This window comes from Candidatus Accumulibacter contiguus (genome assembly GCF_036625285.1).
Lineage (GTDB): Bacteria > Pseudomonadota > Gammaproteobacteria > Burkholderiales > Rhodocyclaceae > Accumulibacter > Accumulibacter contiguus.
The window spans coordinates 2,398,932-2,414,165 of record NZ_JAZKUC010000001.1 but is presented as its reverse complement, the minus strand read 5'-3'; the positions used below and the strand labels follow the sequence as shown (position 1 = coordinate 2,414,165).

The window sequence follows — 15,234 nt, the reverse complement described above, 5'->3', positions numbered from 1 at the left end:
GGCCCCTTATTTCCCTTATTTCAATTTCACCTTATTTCCCTTATTGTTCTCTGTTTGATCGCTTATCCATGCTCGTCCTTGCGTCCATTCGTCTATATATGACGCGAGAGAATTTGAGCCGATCGGAATTACGACGCAGGGACTGTCGGCCGCTTTCGAAACCGCTTCGATGATCTCCTTCTCGTGGGAAGTAAATTGACGCTCAACCCGTAACTTGTACCCGAAGGAAAAAGGGTCATGTGCGTTGTGCCACCCCCACTCGTTCGCACTGTCCTGCCGGTAGACGAACATCACTGTGCCCGGAATACCGAATAGATCAGCTGCGTCTAGCACGTGAAAGGATACAACGGAAAATGCGCCTCTATTTGGAAGGCGATTGAAGGGCTTGGATTCAATTCGTGTTTCACGAAACCCGTCGGTAACAAACCCGGCTTGATTCAATCGTGCGGAATCAGCTTTCCAACTATGAAGCCACAGCGCTTTAACATTATCCGAACGAATCGCCCTTGCCATGGGTTCAAACATATTTATGATGCTAGATTTTGCAAACTCTTCCTTTGCTGCGATCCCGCTGCCACTTTCGATTTTTTGCAACAACGTGGCGAGTACCCTCGGATAGGCTTCCCTGAAAACAACCAATGCGCCACCAGCACGGTCACCTGACTTGTACAGCAACACGCTCTCACCTGTATGCTCGATTAAGTATGGAGGGTTCCTGAGGTCGCGCGCGAAAACCCACTGTTCAGCGAGTGCGCTGTGCACATCGCTCGAGCCGACCAGAGTAAAGAGCCAGAAAACTTTGGTTATTTTCCGCATTGGCAACGTTCCCGCCATTGTTGAATCGTTCTGCGTGTTGCCGCCTTCGCTCGCTGGAGGGGCCCAATCATCCAAGGGCCGTCTTCGAAGAAATGAGGAATCAGCTGGACCCAGGAATATCTGTCGCGTCCCCACCATGGCTGAAAGCCCTCATGACCAGGGGAGTAGCTGTCCTGAATTGTGTGAAGAGCCTTAGCGAGGCCTTCGAGAGAGCAATCGGCCAAGTTTCTTTTTACATAGTCGCTGAAATTCTGCTGGGCTCCCCAGCGCTCCCAACTGGGATCCCGCATCGCGTGCCAATCTGAATTTTCGCGATTTTGTGATCCCGGTAAGTCATCAACGTCACCCGTCAGATTGCCTAGCCGTACTGCATCGGCTTGGCTCCATCCGAGATCCTTCGCCTGTGAATTCGCCAAGCTGTTGTGAATTCCTGGCCACCACAATCCAAAAGAATCAATCCGGCTCATCGGATTCCCCCCGACATAGCCGTAAGTATTGATGCCACCCGCCAACCCAATCGGATCGCTCTGAAGATACCTCCCCACCTCGGGGTTGTAATCCCTGAAGTAGTTGTAATTTAGATGACTCTCTCTGTCCGCGTACTGCCCCGGAAACCGCAGGTTCAAGGTAAACGCCTGCCCATCGCCATCCGGGTCCTCTTCGGGCAGACTCATCCCGAACGGCTCGCCGAGCGGCGTATTTCTCCAGACCACCCGGTTCGCCTCATCGGTGACCAGGCGTGGCGTATTCAGATGATCGTGATGCAGATAGTAGATCTTCACCCCGCCGGCAGCCACGGTGATCGGCACTTCCGCGGACCAGGTCATCGCTCCGCCGCTGTCGGTGGCTTTGGCTTTCAGCACGTAGCTGCCGGCAGGGACGTTGCTCCAGGAGATGCGGTACGGTGCGCTGGTGGCGCTGCCGATCGGCGTGCTGCCTTGATAGAAGGCGACTTCGGTAATGCTGCCGGTGCTGTCCGCGGCGTCGGCGCTGACGGTGATCGTCGCCGGGGCGGTGAAGCTCTGGTAGGCCGCTGGAGCACTCAGACTGACCGTCGGCGGAGTATTGGTGACGAGGATGCTGACCGTGGCGGGGGCACTGGCGAGTTGGCCGTCATGGACGATCAACTGCACGACGTACTGGCCGGGGAGGTCGGCGCGGAAGGTGGGATTTGTGCTGTGGGCGGCGGTCAGCACGGCCTGGCTGTCGGGGGGTCCGGCGATCAGCGACCAGGCGTAGCTGAGGGTCGCGCCTTCGGGATCCCTGGAGGCGCTGCCATCGAGTGGGATCCGGCTGCCGAGCGATACGCTCTGGTCGGGGCCGGCATTGGCGAAGGGCGCCTGGTTGATCGTGCTGCACTTGGCGCGCGTGCAGGACAGTACGCAGGCGCGCACGTCCAGAATGTCGATGCGGCCATCGTGATTGGCATCGCGGGGGTCATCCGGGCCGGTAACCGTGGGACGGCTCGGCAACATGCGCTGCAGCAGGGTGATGTCGTCGAGGTCGACATCCCCGTCGCCGTCGAGGTCGCAGGTTTTGGCCCAGACCTGACCCGCCAGCACGAACCAGCACAGGAGCAGCCCTACCCCATGTTTCGCAGTTCGAAACATCGACCCCATGTCCCCCCGGGCGAGCGTTGGAGGCGCTCAAAAACAGCCTCGAATCAAGGCCAGGCCCCTTGCCTGGCGTTCAGCTCATTGGTCGGCAGTCTGTGCTGCCTGCTGCGCCCGCTCTCGGGCGAACGGTTTTTACGGCTGTTGGGCCAGCCACTCCGCGAGGCTTTGCCGGCCGATGGGGTCGGGCAGTGTTTGCCACAGGTCTGACCCTTTCGTTCGGCGGGTTATAGTCCATCCGGTCGAGATTGTAAAGCGGTTTTTGGTCCGACGATCCTGGCCGGGAACTCTTTCGATGCGAGCCGCCGCGCCTCTCCCATCCGGTCGTGGCCGGGAGCTCCGAGAGCAGTCCCTGCCGCGCCGCGTCGACAGCAGGCCGAGCAAGCCGAGGCCGGCGAGTCCCAGTGAATGCGTGCTCTCCTGCCAGAGTTTCCCTCGGTGTTGCGCGCTGATCCCCAGATCAGGCATCATGGTAGCCATTATTTGCTCCTGTAGCGACCTGAAAGCGGTGCCCGACCAGGCCGTGGCGGCGGATGACACGGTACGTGCGGGTTCAGGTCACCAAAGTCATTCCGCACCCCTTGACTGCGCCACGATCGAAGGTCACGGTCGTGCCGCAGCCTGCTACGGCTGCCGATCGCTCGATCAGGCAATCGGCAAGGTCTGCGTTGGTGCGCGGAAAGATGCGCAAGGCCTTCCAGACGGTTTCCGCGCGCTCCACCACGATCTCCTTCGTGCGCAACAGCGCTTCGAAAGCGTCGGCGATCTGGTGTCGATCAAGGTCGTAAGCTGCGTCCAGCACCCAGCCGAGTTCAACGACAGAGACCAGCGCCACGAACCCCGGCGACTCGACCGCAAGCGACTCGACGAGCCGAGTGGACAGCAGGGACTGCTCGGGATCGTCCTGCATGATGTAGCGCACGAGGACATTGGTGTCCAGGCCAGTCATCGGGCGGCGGCACCACGTTTGGCGATCACCGCGTTCATCTCCTCAATCGACACCGTCTTCCGAGGCTGGCCGAACATGCCTTTCAAAGCCGTTACGGACCGCGTCGCAGCGATGAGTTCGTAACGTCCGGCGGCAATCTCGACGAACTCCACGCGGTCTCCAACGCCAACGCCCAGCGCCGCTCGCACAACGGCGGGGACAGTGATCTGGCCTTTGCTCGTGAGGGTTGCGGTGCTCATTCTCGTACCTTGGTTGAAGTTTCCTTACGTTAGCGCAAGGGACCTGCCCACGCAAGCGCGGGACCAGCAAGGCCATCCGCAGTTCCTGGAGGGACCTTCCGGCGCCTGCCGGCTCAGTGCTGACGATCTTGCCTGGAGCGTCGCCTCGGCGCACCCGATCAATCTACTGACATACGAAATGGACAAACCCATCTCCCGAGCAATCGCCGTCATGCTGATGCCGCTTTGCGTATGCGCGCACCGGAACGCCTGGGCGCGGCTTTCGCTGCTGCCGAGCCACTGGCTCAGAGTCAGGGGCTTGCTTCGCTGCGGCCTGGGCACATCGCGCGAGGCCTCTTGCTGCGGCACCGCCAGCGCCTGCATCCGTTCGACAAAGGCTTTGTCACCGAGATAGATTTGCTGGCGCAGTGCCTCGTCCCATAGGCGTACATCGCGGCCGGCGGCGACCAGGGCGACGTAACGTTGCGTGGCACGCCGTTCGTCGGCCACGCTGCACACCGGGTGTCCGAGCAGGTAGGCGTGCAGACCAGCACTGTCCAGCCACTCCGGCGTCGGCACCTGCCCCACATGCGCACGGTAGCTGGACCAGTGCCATTGCGCTGGCTCGTCGACCATGCCGGCGCGCACGGGGTTCAGCTCCACATACCGACAGACCTCCAGCAGGTAGGCATCGCGGTCTACCAGAATGGCCTTGAAGCGCCCCTGCAGCAGATGCCCGACCTTCGCGTGGCGCCGGTTGAAGGCCTGCGTGTAGACGCCATTGACGTGTCGCATCAGCGCCGACAGGTTCGCCTGCCGGGTATGCAGCACAAAGTGGTAGTGGTTGCCCATCAGGCAATAGGCCAGCACCTGCGCATCGAAGCGTGCCATTCCGGCTGCAAGCACGGCGAGCAGCGACTCGCGATCCACATCGTCCACAAAGATCGGCTCGCGCCGATCACCGCGCGATGTCACGTGATAGATCGCGCCAGGGAATTCGATTCGAAGCGGACGTGCCATGCGGGAACTCTACCGGGAATTGGTTCAGAAGCACGAGCTGACGCCTGGCTTCATCGCGAACTGCGCTATGGAATCGGCAGCTTGAACGATATTCAATAGATACAATTCGTTAGTCCGCATAGAGTGGCTCGGCCTCCTTGAGAACCGATTCCGCTATCACCGGTTTGAGGCCAGCACGCGGCACCAGATCAACGCTCCGCCCGAACAACGCGGACAGCTCGCGCTGCATGCGACTCAAGGCGAGAAAGCCGATTCTGGCCTCCGGCCTGAATTCCACCAGCAGATCCACATCGCTCTGCGGCCCGAAGTCTACGCGGGTTGCCGAACCGAAGAGTTCCAGGCGGCGAATGCCATTGCGCCGGCAATAGCCTGGAAGCTCAGTCTCCGGCAGTTCGAGATCCTTGTGTACCATCCGAGCCTCCGTGCCGCACATCGGGCGACGCCCGCCATCAGAAAAGGCCACTAGAAGGAAGCGCGTGGTGTGCGAGATCTGATGCGCAAGCGCAACCAGTTGGTGGGGCAGAGATCACGGCAGATCTTGAGCATCGAGAACCTGCTGAGCCGCGACACGGGAGGGCGCGCGAGCGCCAACGAGATCAAGCGCTGGCAGGAGAAGGACATCGATCAACTGGCCTTGGCAGAAAGCAGCCGTTTGGCCGTGAAAAGCAACGTGGCGGTGATGCACTGCCTGAATGAACAGATCGAAAGGCTGGAAGCGGAGATCCTGAAAAAGGCGAAGTTACGCCCGGACTACCAGGGGCTGCTGACGGTGAGCGGGGTGGGTAAAGTGCTGGCACTGACCATTGCGCTCGAGACCGGTGAGGTGAGCCGCTTTGCCACGGTGGGGGATTTTTCCTCGTATTGCCGCTGTGTCGGCAGTGAGCATCGGTCGAACGGCAAGAAGAAAGGGAGCGGCAACGTCAAGAACGGCAACAAGTACCTGGCATGGGCCTTTGTCGAAGCGGCGAACTTCGCCGTGCGTTACGAGCCGGCGGTCAAGCGCTTCTACCAACGCAAGTGTGCCAGGACGATGCCCGTGGTGGCGATCAAGGCGGTGGCGCACAAGCTGGCGCGGGCCTGTTACCACGTGATGCGCGATCGGGTGCCGTTTGACGTCCAGCGTGCGTTTGCCTGAAAGAATGGAGCGGGGGCGGTGAGCCAGACACGGGGTTGGCTGATAACCATCCGACCTGATTGGGCCACCGTCCTCCTCTCCGCCAGACCGGAGGCCGGCAGGGTCTGTCAGGGGGCAAAGCCGAAGTGCGCAGCTTTGCCCCCTGACATCAGCCTAAATTACCATCGGGCGTCAAGGGTGCGCTACGCCGGGCTGCAAAAAACGCAGCCCGCCCTTGACGCAGGAGAAGTGATCGCAAGAACACAGGTTTTGTAAAGGCAACAGGCTTGACCCGTTCGCCTCTGCCGCGAGCCAACCGGGGTTGGTGCCCGCCGCCATCGTGACGGGCAACCAGAGATTTGTCATCGGCGAACACGCCGAACGACTTGGACACGTGCAGGGCACTGACGGTTTTCTGGGGCCGCAACCGCGGCCAGGGGCGCAGCCCGGGTGACCACACCCGGACTACCGCCTTGATCCTGATGGGTGACTGGTGCGGACTGGTTCCGACACCGCAAGAACGAAAACCAGGGCGCGAGCGCCAGGCTGAACGCCAGGAGTGGAGTAGCTCACGAATGTATCGCCGCTGCATCGCGAGAGATTTTTTTAACCTATTGACAGGGGCCGGCTAATGGGTGACCCTCGGACCCGACCCTGTCTGCAGTCTTGGGCTACAATGTAGCTCGTTAACTTGGGGAACCAAACCATGCCAACGAATGCTGTTGTCCGTGCCCGTATCGACGAGCACATCAAGGAAGAGGCGACCGCCGTGCTGGCGGCGATGGGATTGACCGTGTCAGACGCCTTCCGCATCCTCTTGACCCGCGTTGCCCGCGAGAAAGCGCTGCCGTTCGAACCACTGGTGCCGAACGCCATCACCATAGAAGCGATGCAAGAGGCGCGCCGTGGTGGATTGAAATCGTTCGCCACCGTCGAGGATCTGATGGCGGACCTGAATGCGGACGATTGAGCAAACCGGCCAGTTTAGGCGTGATTACAAGCGCAAGACCAGGAGCCCTCATCGTGAGACGCTGGCAAGCGACTTCGTTGCCATCGTTACGGCCTTGGCGAATGACCAGCCGCTGGCCGACAAGCACCGCGATCACGCACTGACTGGCGACTGGAAAGACTACCGGGATTGCCACGTCAAGCCCGACCTGGTGTTGATTTACCGCAAGCCGAATGACGAGGTCTTGCAGCTCGTCCGTCTCGGGTCGCATAGCGAGCTTGGCCTGTGAGCACCAAGTTCCACTCATCGATGTAGGAATCTTGGAGTGCTGACTCTGGCTGTTTGTGGCTGTTTGGAGGAATTGGTTCAGAAACAAGACCTGATAATCATCTAGCCGGCTCCCCAACCGCGGCGTTACAGTCAGTGTGGGAAATCACGGACTGACAACCGCAGAAGAGGAGCCGAAATGAAACTGTACGCTGCAATTGACCTTCATTCCAACAATAGTGTGTTGGTGATCCTGGATGAGATGGATCGAACCGTGCTGCAACGACGTCTTCCGAATAATCTGCAACAGATCTGCCAGGCGCTTTGCGCGCATCGCGAGGCGATCGAGGGCATTGCCGTCGAGTCCACCTACAACTGATATTGGCTGGTCGACGGCCTGATGGAAGCGGGCTATCGGGTGCACCTGGTGAACACGGCGGCGGTCAAGCAGTACAAGGACCTGAAGCATAAGGAAGACGTGGACGATGCGCGTTGGCTGGCACACTTGTTGCGTTTGGGGATCCTGCCGGTAGGATACATTTGCCCGAAGGAAGCGCGTGGTGTGCGAGATCTGATGCGCAAGCGCAACCAGTTGGTGGGCCAGAGATCACGGCAGATCTTGAGCATCGAGAACCTGCTGAGCCGCGACACGGGAGGGCGCGCGAGCGCCAACGAGATCAAGCGCTGGCAGGAAACGGACATCGATCAACTGGCCCTGGCAGAAAGCAGCCGTTTGGCCGTGAAAAGCAACGTGGCGGTGATGCACTGCCTGAATGAACAGATCGAAAGGCTGGAAGCGGAGATCCTGAAAAAGGCGAAGTTACGCCCGGACTACCAGGGGCTGCTGACGGTGAGCGGGGTGGGCAAAGTGCTGGCACTGACCATTGCGCTCGAGACCGGTGAGGTGAGCCGCTTTGCCACGGTGGGGGATTTTTCCTCGTATTGCCGCTGTGTCGGCAGTGAGCATCGGTCGAACGGCAAGAAGAAAGGGAGCGATGGCGAAGGTCATGCAGGAGGGTGCGAGGGAAGCGGCGGCTTCGGTGCGTGGCGAAATCGACGCTGCGCTGGGACGGGTCGTCGGCGCTATGGGTGATGCTCGACGGATCGGGGCCTTGAACGTGGTGGCGTCGTGTATTACGTGCCTGGCGGCGGCGGTTGCGCTGTGGGCGGTGAGGAATTGAAGAGAGCTCGGCCCGCAGCAAACCGGCAAAAGCGTAGCGACCTCTGAGATAGAGATAATCGTCTATACTGACGCATGAACTTCACTTGGAACGATGCGAAGCGGCAGGCCAACCTGAAGAAACATGGGCTTGACTTTGCTGACGCGTCACTGGTGTTCGCAGGGCATACCCTGACGCGCCCGGATACGCGCTTCTCCTACGGCGAGGCGCGGTTTTCCACGGTGGGGTTGCTGGGAGTCGAGGTCGTGGTGATTGCGCACACCGAGACCGAAGACACGATCCAGGTCATTTCGATGCGAAAGGCGGAGCGCCATGAACGGGAATACTACTTTGCAAGCCTCTGACGATCTCGATGAAGCGCCCGTCTGGTCGCCCGAAGATTTCGCGCAGGCGGTGCACCGCGTGGGCTTGCAGTCCACGCCAATGAAGAAGCAGAAGATCAACATCACGCTCGATCCGGACGTCGTGGCGTGGTTCAAGCAGCAGGCCGGCGGGCGTGGTTACCAGACCCTGATCAACGCCGCCCTGCGCGAAACGATGCAGCAGAAGACGATCGAAGAGACGCTCCGGCGAGTGATCCGGGAGGAATTGCACTCGGCCTGAAAGCTGGGCTTCGTCGGACGATCGCGCCGCATCGGCTGGCGTTGACGTGGACGACCAAGAGGACTGCAGGCCAAGCATACTGCTTGCGCATTTTTCCTGCTGATCGTAACCCCATCTTTGCCCGCGACGTTGCTATTCTCTGATTCTTGCCCAGAAAAAATCGGCGCGTCGCCGTTTTTTCGTCGCTCTACAAGGAGTCAATATCGATGATCTTGACCGTAGAACAAATTACTGAAGAAGCACTCGCCTTGCCGAGCGAAGCACGTGCCCTGCTGGCCGACCGCCTCGTCGAAAGTCTCGACCCAGCGGAAGACGGCTACGTTCAACAGCTTTGGGCCACAGAAGCGTGCCGTCGCCGAGACGACGTCCGGAGCGGACGGGTGAAGACGATCCCAGGTGATGCGGCCTTGGAGCGAGTCAGGCAGATGTTTGCTCGATGAGGTACGAGTTCCACCCCGAGGCCCTGGCGGAGTACGGGCATGCTGCCCGATACTACGCAGATTGTCAGGAGGGCTTGGAACTCCGTTTCATGGCGGCCGTAGAACACGCTATCGACCAGATTCTCGCAGCCCCTGAGCGATGGCGCATCCTGGAAGAAGATATTCGGCGCTGTCTCACGCGCGTTTTTTCTTACGCTGTTCTCTACACCGTAGAAGCGGATTTGGTGCTGATTCTTGCAGTCATGCACTGTCATCGCGAACCCGGCTACTGGCAGCACCACCGTGTGGGCCGCTCTTGACGTACCTGTCGCGAGCAGCGCAATCAGAGCGACTCCCGATCCACATCGACCACAGAGATCGGGTTGTGCCGATCAGCGTGCGACGTCACGCGATAACTCGCGCCGGGTAATTCGATTCGAGGGGGCGTGCCATGCAGGAACTCAAGATGGAGGTAGTTCAGAAACAAGACCTGCCCGCCCCAGTGTGATGCCCCCCCAGTGATGCCCCCCCAGTGATGCCCCCCCGAGTGACCCCCCGAGTGACCCCCCGAGTTCGCGCGACATTTGGAATGTTCAGGGCTTCGTCATATGGTGCTCTTCGGCATAGGTGCGAAGAGCACGATTGACTGCCTCGGAATCCGGGAACAGCCTCTGCAAGTCAGCTTCGATGAGGATCAGGTTGGTGCCTTCCCGATAGCGCCGGGCGTACTTCCCGCGCTCACCGGACTTGATCAGGTCGGCCGGGTACTCCGGCCGCAAGGTGTCTTCATCGTTCATAGGCTTTACGCTCCTGGCTGGTCATGCGGCGTGCGAAAATGATACGAATCGTCTCTGACCGCTCGGTATACGCCACGACGAGAAAACTCCCGCTCAATGAAACACCAAAAAGCAGGTATCGCTCCTCATGATGCGAATGGTCCGGGTCATGGACGCACGAAGAATGGTCATCAGCAAACAGCTCAGCAGCTTCCGCGAAGGAAACACCATGCTTCTGTTCGTTGCTGCGCGCTTTTGCTTCATCCCATTGAAAATACAGGGCCATGCCGGGTCAAAGGGCAAGCTGCTGCTGGGTGTCGTCGACTGTCTGCTTCACTGGTCGGCCCGGCGAGCCCTTCCACGTGCGCCGCCCCAACATAAAGGCTATCTCGCGCTGAAAGCGCTCGCTGCCCAACACGAAGCCCCCGTTTGCCGATTCGCGTATTCGAGCGACTAGCGCGGGTTCGAGGTGCTCGTCAAACAACTCGCGATACGCCGCATGCCGACGCTCGGCGCTTAGGAACGCCCACGAAATAACTTCCCGGTTTTATGCTGTTGAATTTGGCAGGATGGTGTAATTCCATGGGGGCAGTAGTGCATCGGCGACGATGCGCAGGGATGCCTTGAGATCAAGCGCCGCTTTCCGTCCGGTTTCGTAGACGCGATCGATAATATCGACGGTGACCTGAAGTCCAGTTCGAGTCTGGGTACGCTCGATCAGTTGTTTGACCAGAGGCACGCTTTCAAATACGACGCCTTCGCAAGCGCGCGTGACATGGGGGAAGACGCGGTGCTCAATCGGATTGTGCTTGGAGCAATACGGCGGGAAGTGGGCGATCCGAATTTCCAGCTTGAGCCGATTGGCAAGCGCTTGCAAGTCCTGCTGAAACAACGGCGAGCGTGAGGGGTTGCTGCCACCGCCATCGCACAGAATCAATATCTTATCGGCATTGGGATGATCGTGACGTCCGTGCAAAGACCACCAACGTTCCACGCTGTCACACGCGAACTGCGTGGTGTCATGACTCGTGCCCAGATTGACATGGGCTTTGTTCAAACCGATGTCGTACAAGCCATGCGGTACGACTTTGCCTTCGCTATAGCTGGGAAAGTCATGATCCAGCACGGCCAGGGTCTCTCGGGTGTAAAGCGTGCCGTTCCGGTAAAAATTGCCGAGCATCTCTTTCTTCTTGGTGTCCATGGAGAGTACGGGCTGACCAGCCGCCAGGTACGCGGCCTTGAGCGCTGTGATGTTTTCAAACTGCGGGTTGCGCTCAGGGTGCTGCTTGAACGACGTCTTCTTCTGCGCCTGACGGCGAACAAAGCCATGCTGCTTCAGCAACTGGCGAACAATCCGGCAACTGACCGGGGTTCCCGTCGCGCTAATGCGCCGGGCAATCTCCGGCTGGCGCAGATGGGTCCAACGAATGGCGTGCTGCGGACAGCCCGCCGTATGCTCTCGAACGACGTCCAGAAACGTCGTCGATAATTCGGGCGTCAGGTCGAGCTTACGCTTCCGCCCACCGCCTTTTTTCGGAGCTTATCCCCCGTCGCCTCTTCCGCTATGTCCAGGTCGGCCAGTCCTTGTCGGATCGTCTTGCTATCGATCTCAAACAACTGCGCGATGTACTGCTGGCCCCCATGCCCCAACTTGTCAGACTCCACCGCCGCGTACCGGCGACGATCCTTTTCCGATAGTCGCCGATAGAATTCCTTCATTCGCCGCTCTACGTCTTCCCGGTAATAGCCCACGCTGCATTCCCTTTGCTGTTTTCAGAACAACCAAGCAAGCAAGTGGCATGCCCGAGCGCACAGTCAAAACGGGAAGTTATTTCGTAGGCGTTCCTTACGCCCAGGTCAAGAAAGACGGCGTGCGGCGTCAGCAGCCGGTCAATGGCCTGGCCCGTGTTGGCGTGGAAACTCGACCACCGGTAGTCCCCCGGTTTATTGACCATGCCCGCTCGTACAGGATTCAGCTCAATGTAACGCTGGCAAGCCAACAGGTAGTTGTCGGCCTGGACGAGACACGAACGAAAACGTCCCTCCCACAGCGAACCCGTACGACCATACGTCCGGTTGACACGCTGAACGTAGCATTGCCCCAACCTCTTCATCAAGTTCGAGATGCCATCGGGCGCCTCGCCGGTGACGAGCAGGTGAACGTGGTTGGTCATCAGAACATACGCGTGGACCGCGACGTTTTCCGAGGACGCGGCAGTGGCAAGCGCCTCGAGATAGAACCGGAAGTCGTCCTCTGAAAAAAAGCACGCGCCCCGATCGATCCCCCGCTGGATCACATGAAAGGGGGTATCTGCAGCAACAATCCGTGCTCGCCTTGGCATCTTCGCCTCACTTTCTCACTGCACAAGCCACGAAGACCGACTATAGCAGAAAACGTGGTCTGTCCCCCTTTTTCCCCGTCTGTCCCCCTTTTTCCCCACTGGACGGTGGCCGGCGCCCAAGCCATGCTGCAATTGCGCTGCATCGCCATCAACCAGCAATGGGAAGACTTCACCGCCTTCCGTGTCCAGCGCGAATCCGAGCGGCTGTATCCACATACCACTCTGTATGAGATCGAGGATTGGCCGATACCTCAAGCCGCTTGAACCTTCGGCGCGGGAGACGGGTTACACCCGTTGTAATCGGTCGGATCATAAATGCCATCCAGATCGCCAATCAAGGTCCCGAACAGTCCGCAGACTTCCAGCAGTTGATACCAGTCCCGGCATGAGCGCGCCAGGCGGGACATCTCGAGGCCCAGCACGATGCCGACATGGTTGAGGCTGACCTCGCTCACCAGCCGCTGAAAGCCCACCCGGCCTTCCGCGGTGGCCCCCGATTTACCCTGATCATCGTCGATCACTTCGACTCGAGAGCGCGGCCAGCCCAGTTCCACTGCCCGCTCTACCAGTCCGTACTGCAAACGAGTCGACTCCTGATGTCGAACCAGTTGCTGCAAGGTGGACTGGCGAACGTACACCACCGCGAGACGGTCCCGATGATCGTTCCGGACCTTCTCGCTCAGCAACGGCCACGGGGCGCTCTTGCTGTTCATCACCTTGGGCTTCCGTGCCGCGGACTGAAGGCTACTGGCGTAGCGCCAGGGGGCTCAGCAGACGGATCACGCGGCGCCAATCCGCAGGCATCATCAGTCCCCACAGTATTTCGAGTCGAGATTTCAGGGCGAGTTCGCCTCTCCAGCCATTGTGCCAACCCCAAGAGGGCGGCTCGACTCAATTTCGGTGCGGTGGTCGTTCCCGCCAAATTTATAGCGGCATCCGTGATGGTATATCGAGGAAGCCTTTTTGCGCGTCAAGCATCGGCTTGGTCTCGAGCATACTTCCGGCTTGTCCTGGCACGCAGCCCAGCAGGATTTTGGCGCCAAGGCCGTCTGCTACCATCTCAATGGGCGTTGGTGCATAAATACTCTCTTTAAAAATCAATAGCTTAAAGCGACGCATGCGCCAACTTATGACGAAATTTGACGTTCCTGGCATATTTTCCGCAAGTTGCTTTTTCTAAAGTGCTGTTTTCATGTGAATTTTTCATGGCGAATTATGCACCAACGCCATCTCAATGCCCTGGCCGCTTACGTCGCCACCGACACCCATCTCGACCCCGGATCGTCCTACAAGATCAACCGCACCCAGGCGATCGACAAGATCAAGCGCCAGATCGGTCGCTGGCTGCTTCTCGGTACAGCCACCACGCGCAGTCTCAAATCCCTGATGCAGGAACTCGCCGCGAACCTTCAAAAATTCGTCCCCGATCGGTCCCGGCCTCGAAAACCTCAGCCTAAGCCTCATCTCTCCCATGCCTATAAACCACCATGACAAAGTGCTAAATTGTGAGGGTTGGCTGGTTAGGGGGCAAAGCCGCCCAAGGCCACCCGATTACCCACAACTCATCCGTCATTGAAATAGGCGGCACGGCCAGCCTCCAGGGCAATGGCAAATGCCCTGACCTTCTGCATCCCTTCCCAGATCGCCTTGGGGCCGGGATGCCCGTCGTGTTTTCGCCCGAGAAAGCCGCCAAAGCCGGCAATCAGCCGCACCATCTGACCCAGGGGCGGGGGAGCATCCGGCGGTGGTGAGCGATGGGCGACGATCCAGGCGGCTTGCCATTCCTCGATATCAAACACCACGTCACAGGGCAAATCGGGGCAGTCCCGGCCCCAGGTAACCAAGGACAGGATGCGCCAGGCGATAATCAGGTAAATGACCAAGGCGCGTTCCAGTCGCTCCATGCTGCCCAACTGCAGGGATTCTATCTTGCAGCCTGATTTCCAAATGCGGAAAAGAATTTCTATCAGCCAGCGGCGGCGATACCAATCAATGAGTTGTACGATGTCTTCGAGCGTTTCCGCCGTCCGATTGGTCAGCAATTTCCATTCAATGGGCTCCTCCCCAACCGGCGGGTTTTCTTCTCGCGCCAGGATCGCGGTCACGGTCACGACCGGCGCACCCTTGCGTACGGGCAAGGTGACCCGCTCCCGGTAAAGCGTTTGCCGCACCAGTCGGGCCGGGCGGTCTGGCGCTGCGGGCATGGTGAATTCCAGTTCTCCTTCCGCTTCGCCACCGCCCACACGGTCCCACAGCTTGTCGCCCATGCTCGTCTTGCGGTTATGCTTGGACCGGATCAGGTAGTCCGCCGGATAGTCCCGCTCGGCGGCCGTGTTCATCACCGCTCGAATGTCGCCTTCCCTATCCGTTATGTATACCAGCCGGCTACCAGGCACGGTCTCGGCCAGATCGGCCACGATGGTATAGCCTTCCACCCAGCGGATACTTTCCTTGATGTCGGGCTGACCTTTTGGCTTTCGCGCCCACATCCAGCAGTCGGTCGCGCCCAACACCAACCCGCTCGGCGTCATCGCCAGGGTCGGATGCGCAAACATCCCATGCTGGGCGTCGTAGCTCAACCGTCCCAGCCCGGCAATCCCCGGCTGCGAGGTAAAATCCGCTTCGGTGGTATCCTGAACACACAAGACAACCGGCTGGCCCTGCATCCGCTTTATCGTTTGCTGGGTATGAACCTCCAGGATTTCACGCCAGTCCGTCGCGGGATTGTCCAGCAGCCGGTAGGCCGCTTTGGTTTCCGCCCAACCCCCGCAAGCCACCGGGATGCTTCCGGTCGGTTGTGCCGACAGATCATCCACCAGCTTGATCAAGCGCCGCGTCCGCCGCGCATCCCCCAAATCCAGATCCTTGAACTCCTCCGCTGCCCAACCCATGCCATACCTCCGCAAGATTACGAAATATACGTTTTAACAACAGCTTGAAAACTGTTGCCGTTTGCATATATGGGGT

General features: G+C 59.4%; 24 protein-coding genes and 2 pseudogenes. 12 read left to right on the top strand and 14 right to left on the bottom strand.

The genetic code is table 11. The features are described 5' to 3' along the window. Window positions 1-15 precede the first annotated feature (15 nt). From V5B59_RS11860 to V5B59_RS11835, 6 genes are all read right to left on the bottom strand, one after another. Window positions 16-816, bottom strand: coding sequence for a hypothetical protein (locus V5B59_RS11860; RefSeq protein WP_332351898.1), 801 nt, complete (start codon window positions 814-816; stop codon window positions 16-18). Then, the gene (locus V5B59_RS11855; protein ID WP_332351897.1) at window positions 804-2,426 is read right to left on the bottom strand and encodes an RHS repeat domain-containing protein; all 1,623 of its coding nucleotides are present in this window, start codon (window positions 2,424-2,426) and stop codon (window positions 804-806) included. Before V5B59_RS11855 ends, V5B59_RS11860 begins: the two co-directional genes overlap by 13 nt. Before the next feature lie 556 nt (window positions 2,427-2,982). Next, window positions 2,983-3,378 carry a PIN domain-containing protein gene (locus tag V5B59_RS11850; RefSeq protein WP_169072002.1) on the bottom strand — a complete coding sequence of 132 codons (396 nt, stop codon included), beginning with the start codon at window positions 3,376-3,378 and terminating at the stop codon, window positions 2,983-2,985. Continuing rightward, window positions 3,375-3,617, bottom strand: coding sequence for an AbrB/MazE/SpoVT family DNA-binding domain-containing protein (locus tag V5B59_RS11845; RefSeq protein WP_169072001.1), 243 nt, complete (start codon window positions 3,615-3,617; stop codon window positions 3,375-3,377). Before V5B59_RS11845 ends, V5B59_RS11850 begins: the two co-directional genes overlap by 4 nt. A gap of 24 nt (window positions 3,618-3,641) precedes the next feature. After that, window positions 3,642-4,616, bottom strand: coding sequence for a transposase (locus V5B59_RS11840; RefSeq protein ID WP_248595085.1), 975 nt, complete (start codon window positions 4,614-4,616; stop codon window positions 3,642-3,644). A 109-nt stretch (window positions 4,617-4,725) separates the two neighbouring features. Beyond that, window positions 4,726-5,028, bottom strand: a complete 303-nt coding sequence (locus V5B59_RS11835; protein ID WP_169072000.1) for a nucleotidyltransferase family protein — start codon at window positions 5,026-5,028, stop codon at window positions 4,726-4,728. Between the two features lie 81 nt (window positions 5,029-5,109). Here V5B59_RS11835 and V5B59_RS11830 point away from each other — a divergent pair, with 81 nt between their 5' ends. From V5B59_RS11830 to V5B59_RS11785, 10 genes and pseudogenes are all read left to right on the top strand, one after another. Beyond that, on the top strand, window positions 5,110-5,751 hold the full coding sequence (locus tag V5B59_RS11830) for a transposase (protein ID WP_169071999.1): 642 nt from the start codon (window positions 5,110-5,112) through the stop codon (window positions 5,749-5,751). 685 nt (window positions 5,752-6,436) lie between these two features. Next, complete coding sequence (locus V5B59_RS11825) at window positions 6,437-6,700, top strand: type II toxin-antitoxin system RelB/DinJ family antitoxin (protein WP_034909911.1); 264 nt, start codon at window positions 6,437-6,439, stop codon at window positions 6,698-6,700. After that, window positions 6,687-6,968 carry a type II toxin-antitoxin system YafQ family toxin gene (locus V5B59_RS11820; protein WP_034909909.1) on the top strand — a complete coding sequence of 94 codons (282 nt, stop codon included), beginning with the start codon at window positions 6,687-6,689 and terminating at the stop codon, window positions 6,966-6,968. Before V5B59_RS11825 ends, V5B59_RS11820 begins: the two co-directional genes overlap by 14 nt. Window positions 6,969-7,145: 177 nt before the next feature. Further along, window positions 7,146-7,325 carry a hypothetical protein gene (locus V5B59_RS11815; protein ID WP_169071997.1) on the top strand — a complete coding sequence of 60 codons (180 nt, stop codon included), beginning with the start codon at window positions 7,146-7,148 and terminating at the stop codon, window positions 7,323-7,325. 6 nt (window positions 7,326-7,331) lie between these two features. After that, a pseudogene (locus tag V5B59_RS11810) lies at window positions 7,332-7,874 on the top strand (IS110 family transposase); the annotation flags it as partial. Between the two features lie 67 nt (window positions 7,875-7,941). Beyond that, window positions 7,942-8,127, top strand: a complete 186-nt coding sequence (locus V5B59_RS11805) for a hypothetical protein (protein ID WP_308240198.1) — start codon at window positions 7,942-7,944, stop codon at window positions 8,125-8,127. A 74-nt stretch (window positions 8,128-8,201) separates the two neighbouring features. After that, window positions 8,202-8,471 carry a BrnT family toxin gene (locus tag V5B59_RS11800; RefSeq protein ID WP_169071995.1) on the top strand — a complete coding sequence of 90 codons (270 nt, stop codon included), beginning with the start codon at window positions 8,202-8,204 and terminating at the stop codon, window positions 8,469-8,471. Then, on the top strand, window positions 8,458-8,730 hold the full coding sequence (locus V5B59_RS11795) for a BrnA antitoxin family protein (protein WP_408612917.1): 273 nt from the start codon (window positions 8,458-8,460) through the stop codon (window positions 8,728-8,730). The genes V5B59_RS11800 and V5B59_RS11795 overlap by 14 nt, the downstream gene beginning before the upstream one ends. A gap of 206 nt (window positions 8,731-8,936) precedes the next feature. Beyond that, window positions 8,937-9,170 (top strand): addiction module protein, encoded by a 234-nt coding sequence (locus V5B59_RS11790; protein WP_211203534.1) that lies wholly within the window; start codon window positions 8,937-8,939, stop codon window positions 9,168-9,170. Further along, on the top strand, window positions 9,167-9,469 hold the full coding sequence (locus V5B59_RS11785; RefSeq protein WP_332351896.1) for a type II toxin-antitoxin system RelE/ParE family toxin: 303 nt from the start codon (window positions 9,167-9,169) through the stop codon (window positions 9,467-9,469). Before V5B59_RS11790 ends, V5B59_RS11785 begins: the two co-directional genes overlap by 4 nt. A gap of 273 nt (window positions 9,470-9,742) precedes the next feature. Here the strand turns inward: V5B59_RS11785 and V5B59_RS11780 are convergent, their stop codons facing one another. From V5B59_RS11780 to V5B59_RS11760, 5 genes are all read right to left on the bottom strand, one after another. Beyond that, window positions 9,743-9,946 (bottom strand): hypothetical protein, encoded by a 204-nt coding sequence (locus V5B59_RS11780; RefSeq protein ID WP_332351895.1) that lies wholly within the window; start codon window positions 9,944-9,946, stop codon window positions 9,743-9,745. Further along, entirely contained in the window at window positions 9,936-10,211 is a 276-nt protein-coding gene (locus V5B59_RS11775; RefSeq protein ID WP_332351894.1) for a BrnT family toxin, read from the bottom strand. The genes V5B59_RS11780 and V5B59_RS11775 overlap by 11 nt, the downstream gene beginning before the upstream one ends. A 261-nt stretch (window positions 10,212-10,472) precedes the next feature. After that, window positions 10,473-11,399, bottom strand: coding sequence for an ISAzo13 family transposase (locus V5B59_RS11770; RefSeq protein WP_332352173.1), 927 nt, complete (start codon window positions 11,397-11,399; stop codon window positions 10,473-10,475). Window positions 11,400-11,422: 23 nt separating this feature from the next. Further along, window positions 11,423-11,644 (bottom strand): hypothetical protein, encoded by a 222-nt coding sequence (locus V5B59_RS11765; RefSeq protein ID WP_248594609.1) that lies wholly within the window; start codon window positions 11,642-11,644, stop codon window positions 11,423-11,425. A gap of 8 nt (window positions 11,645-11,652) precedes the next feature. Further along, window positions 11,653-12,267 carry a transposase gene (locus tag V5B59_RS11760; protein ID WP_332351893.1) on the bottom strand — a complete coding sequence of 205 codons (615 nt, stop codon included), beginning with the start codon at window positions 12,265-12,267 and terminating at the stop codon, window positions 11,653-11,655. 123 nt (window positions 12,268-12,390) lie between these two features. Between V5B59_RS11760 and V5B59_RS11755 the strand changes: the two genes are divergently transcribed. Beyond that, complete coding sequence (locus tag V5B59_RS11755) at window positions 12,391-12,531, top strand: hypothetical protein (RefSeq protein ID WP_332351892.1); 141 nt, start codon at window positions 12,391-12,393, stop codon at window positions 12,529-12,531. A 29-nt stretch (window positions 12,532-12,560) separates the two neighbouring features. Here the strand turns inward: V5B59_RS11755 and V5B59_RS11750 are convergent. Together V5B59_RS11750 and V5B59_RS26205 are read right to left on the bottom strand one after the other, a co-directional pair. Then, window positions 12,561-12,980 (bottom strand): annotated as a pseudogene (locus tag V5B59_RS11750) (recombinase family protein); the annotation flags it as partial. A 211-nt stretch (window positions 12,981-13,191) separates the two neighbouring features. Further along, window positions 13,192-13,386, bottom strand: coding sequence for a hypothetical protein (locus V5B59_RS26205; RefSeq protein WP_408612916.1), 195 nt, complete (start codon window positions 13,384-13,386; stop codon window positions 13,192-13,194). Between the two features lie 96 nt (window positions 13,387-13,482). Here V5B59_RS26205 and V5B59_RS11740 point away from each other — a divergent pair, with 96 nt between their 5' ends. After that, entirely contained in the window at window positions 13,483-13,758 is a 276-nt protein-coding gene (locus tag V5B59_RS11740) for a hypothetical protein (protein WP_332351891.1), read from the top strand. 71 nt (window positions 13,759-13,829) lie between these two features. Here V5B59_RS11740 and V5B59_RS11735 read toward each other — a convergent pair whose 3' ends face one another. Further along, on the bottom strand, window positions 13,830-15,158 hold the full coding sequence (locus tag V5B59_RS11735; RefSeq protein ID WP_169072214.1) for an IS4 family transposase: 1,329 nt from the start codon (window positions 15,156-15,158) through the stop codon (window positions 13,830-13,832). Between the last annotated feature and the right edge of the window lie 76 nt (window positions 15,159-15,234).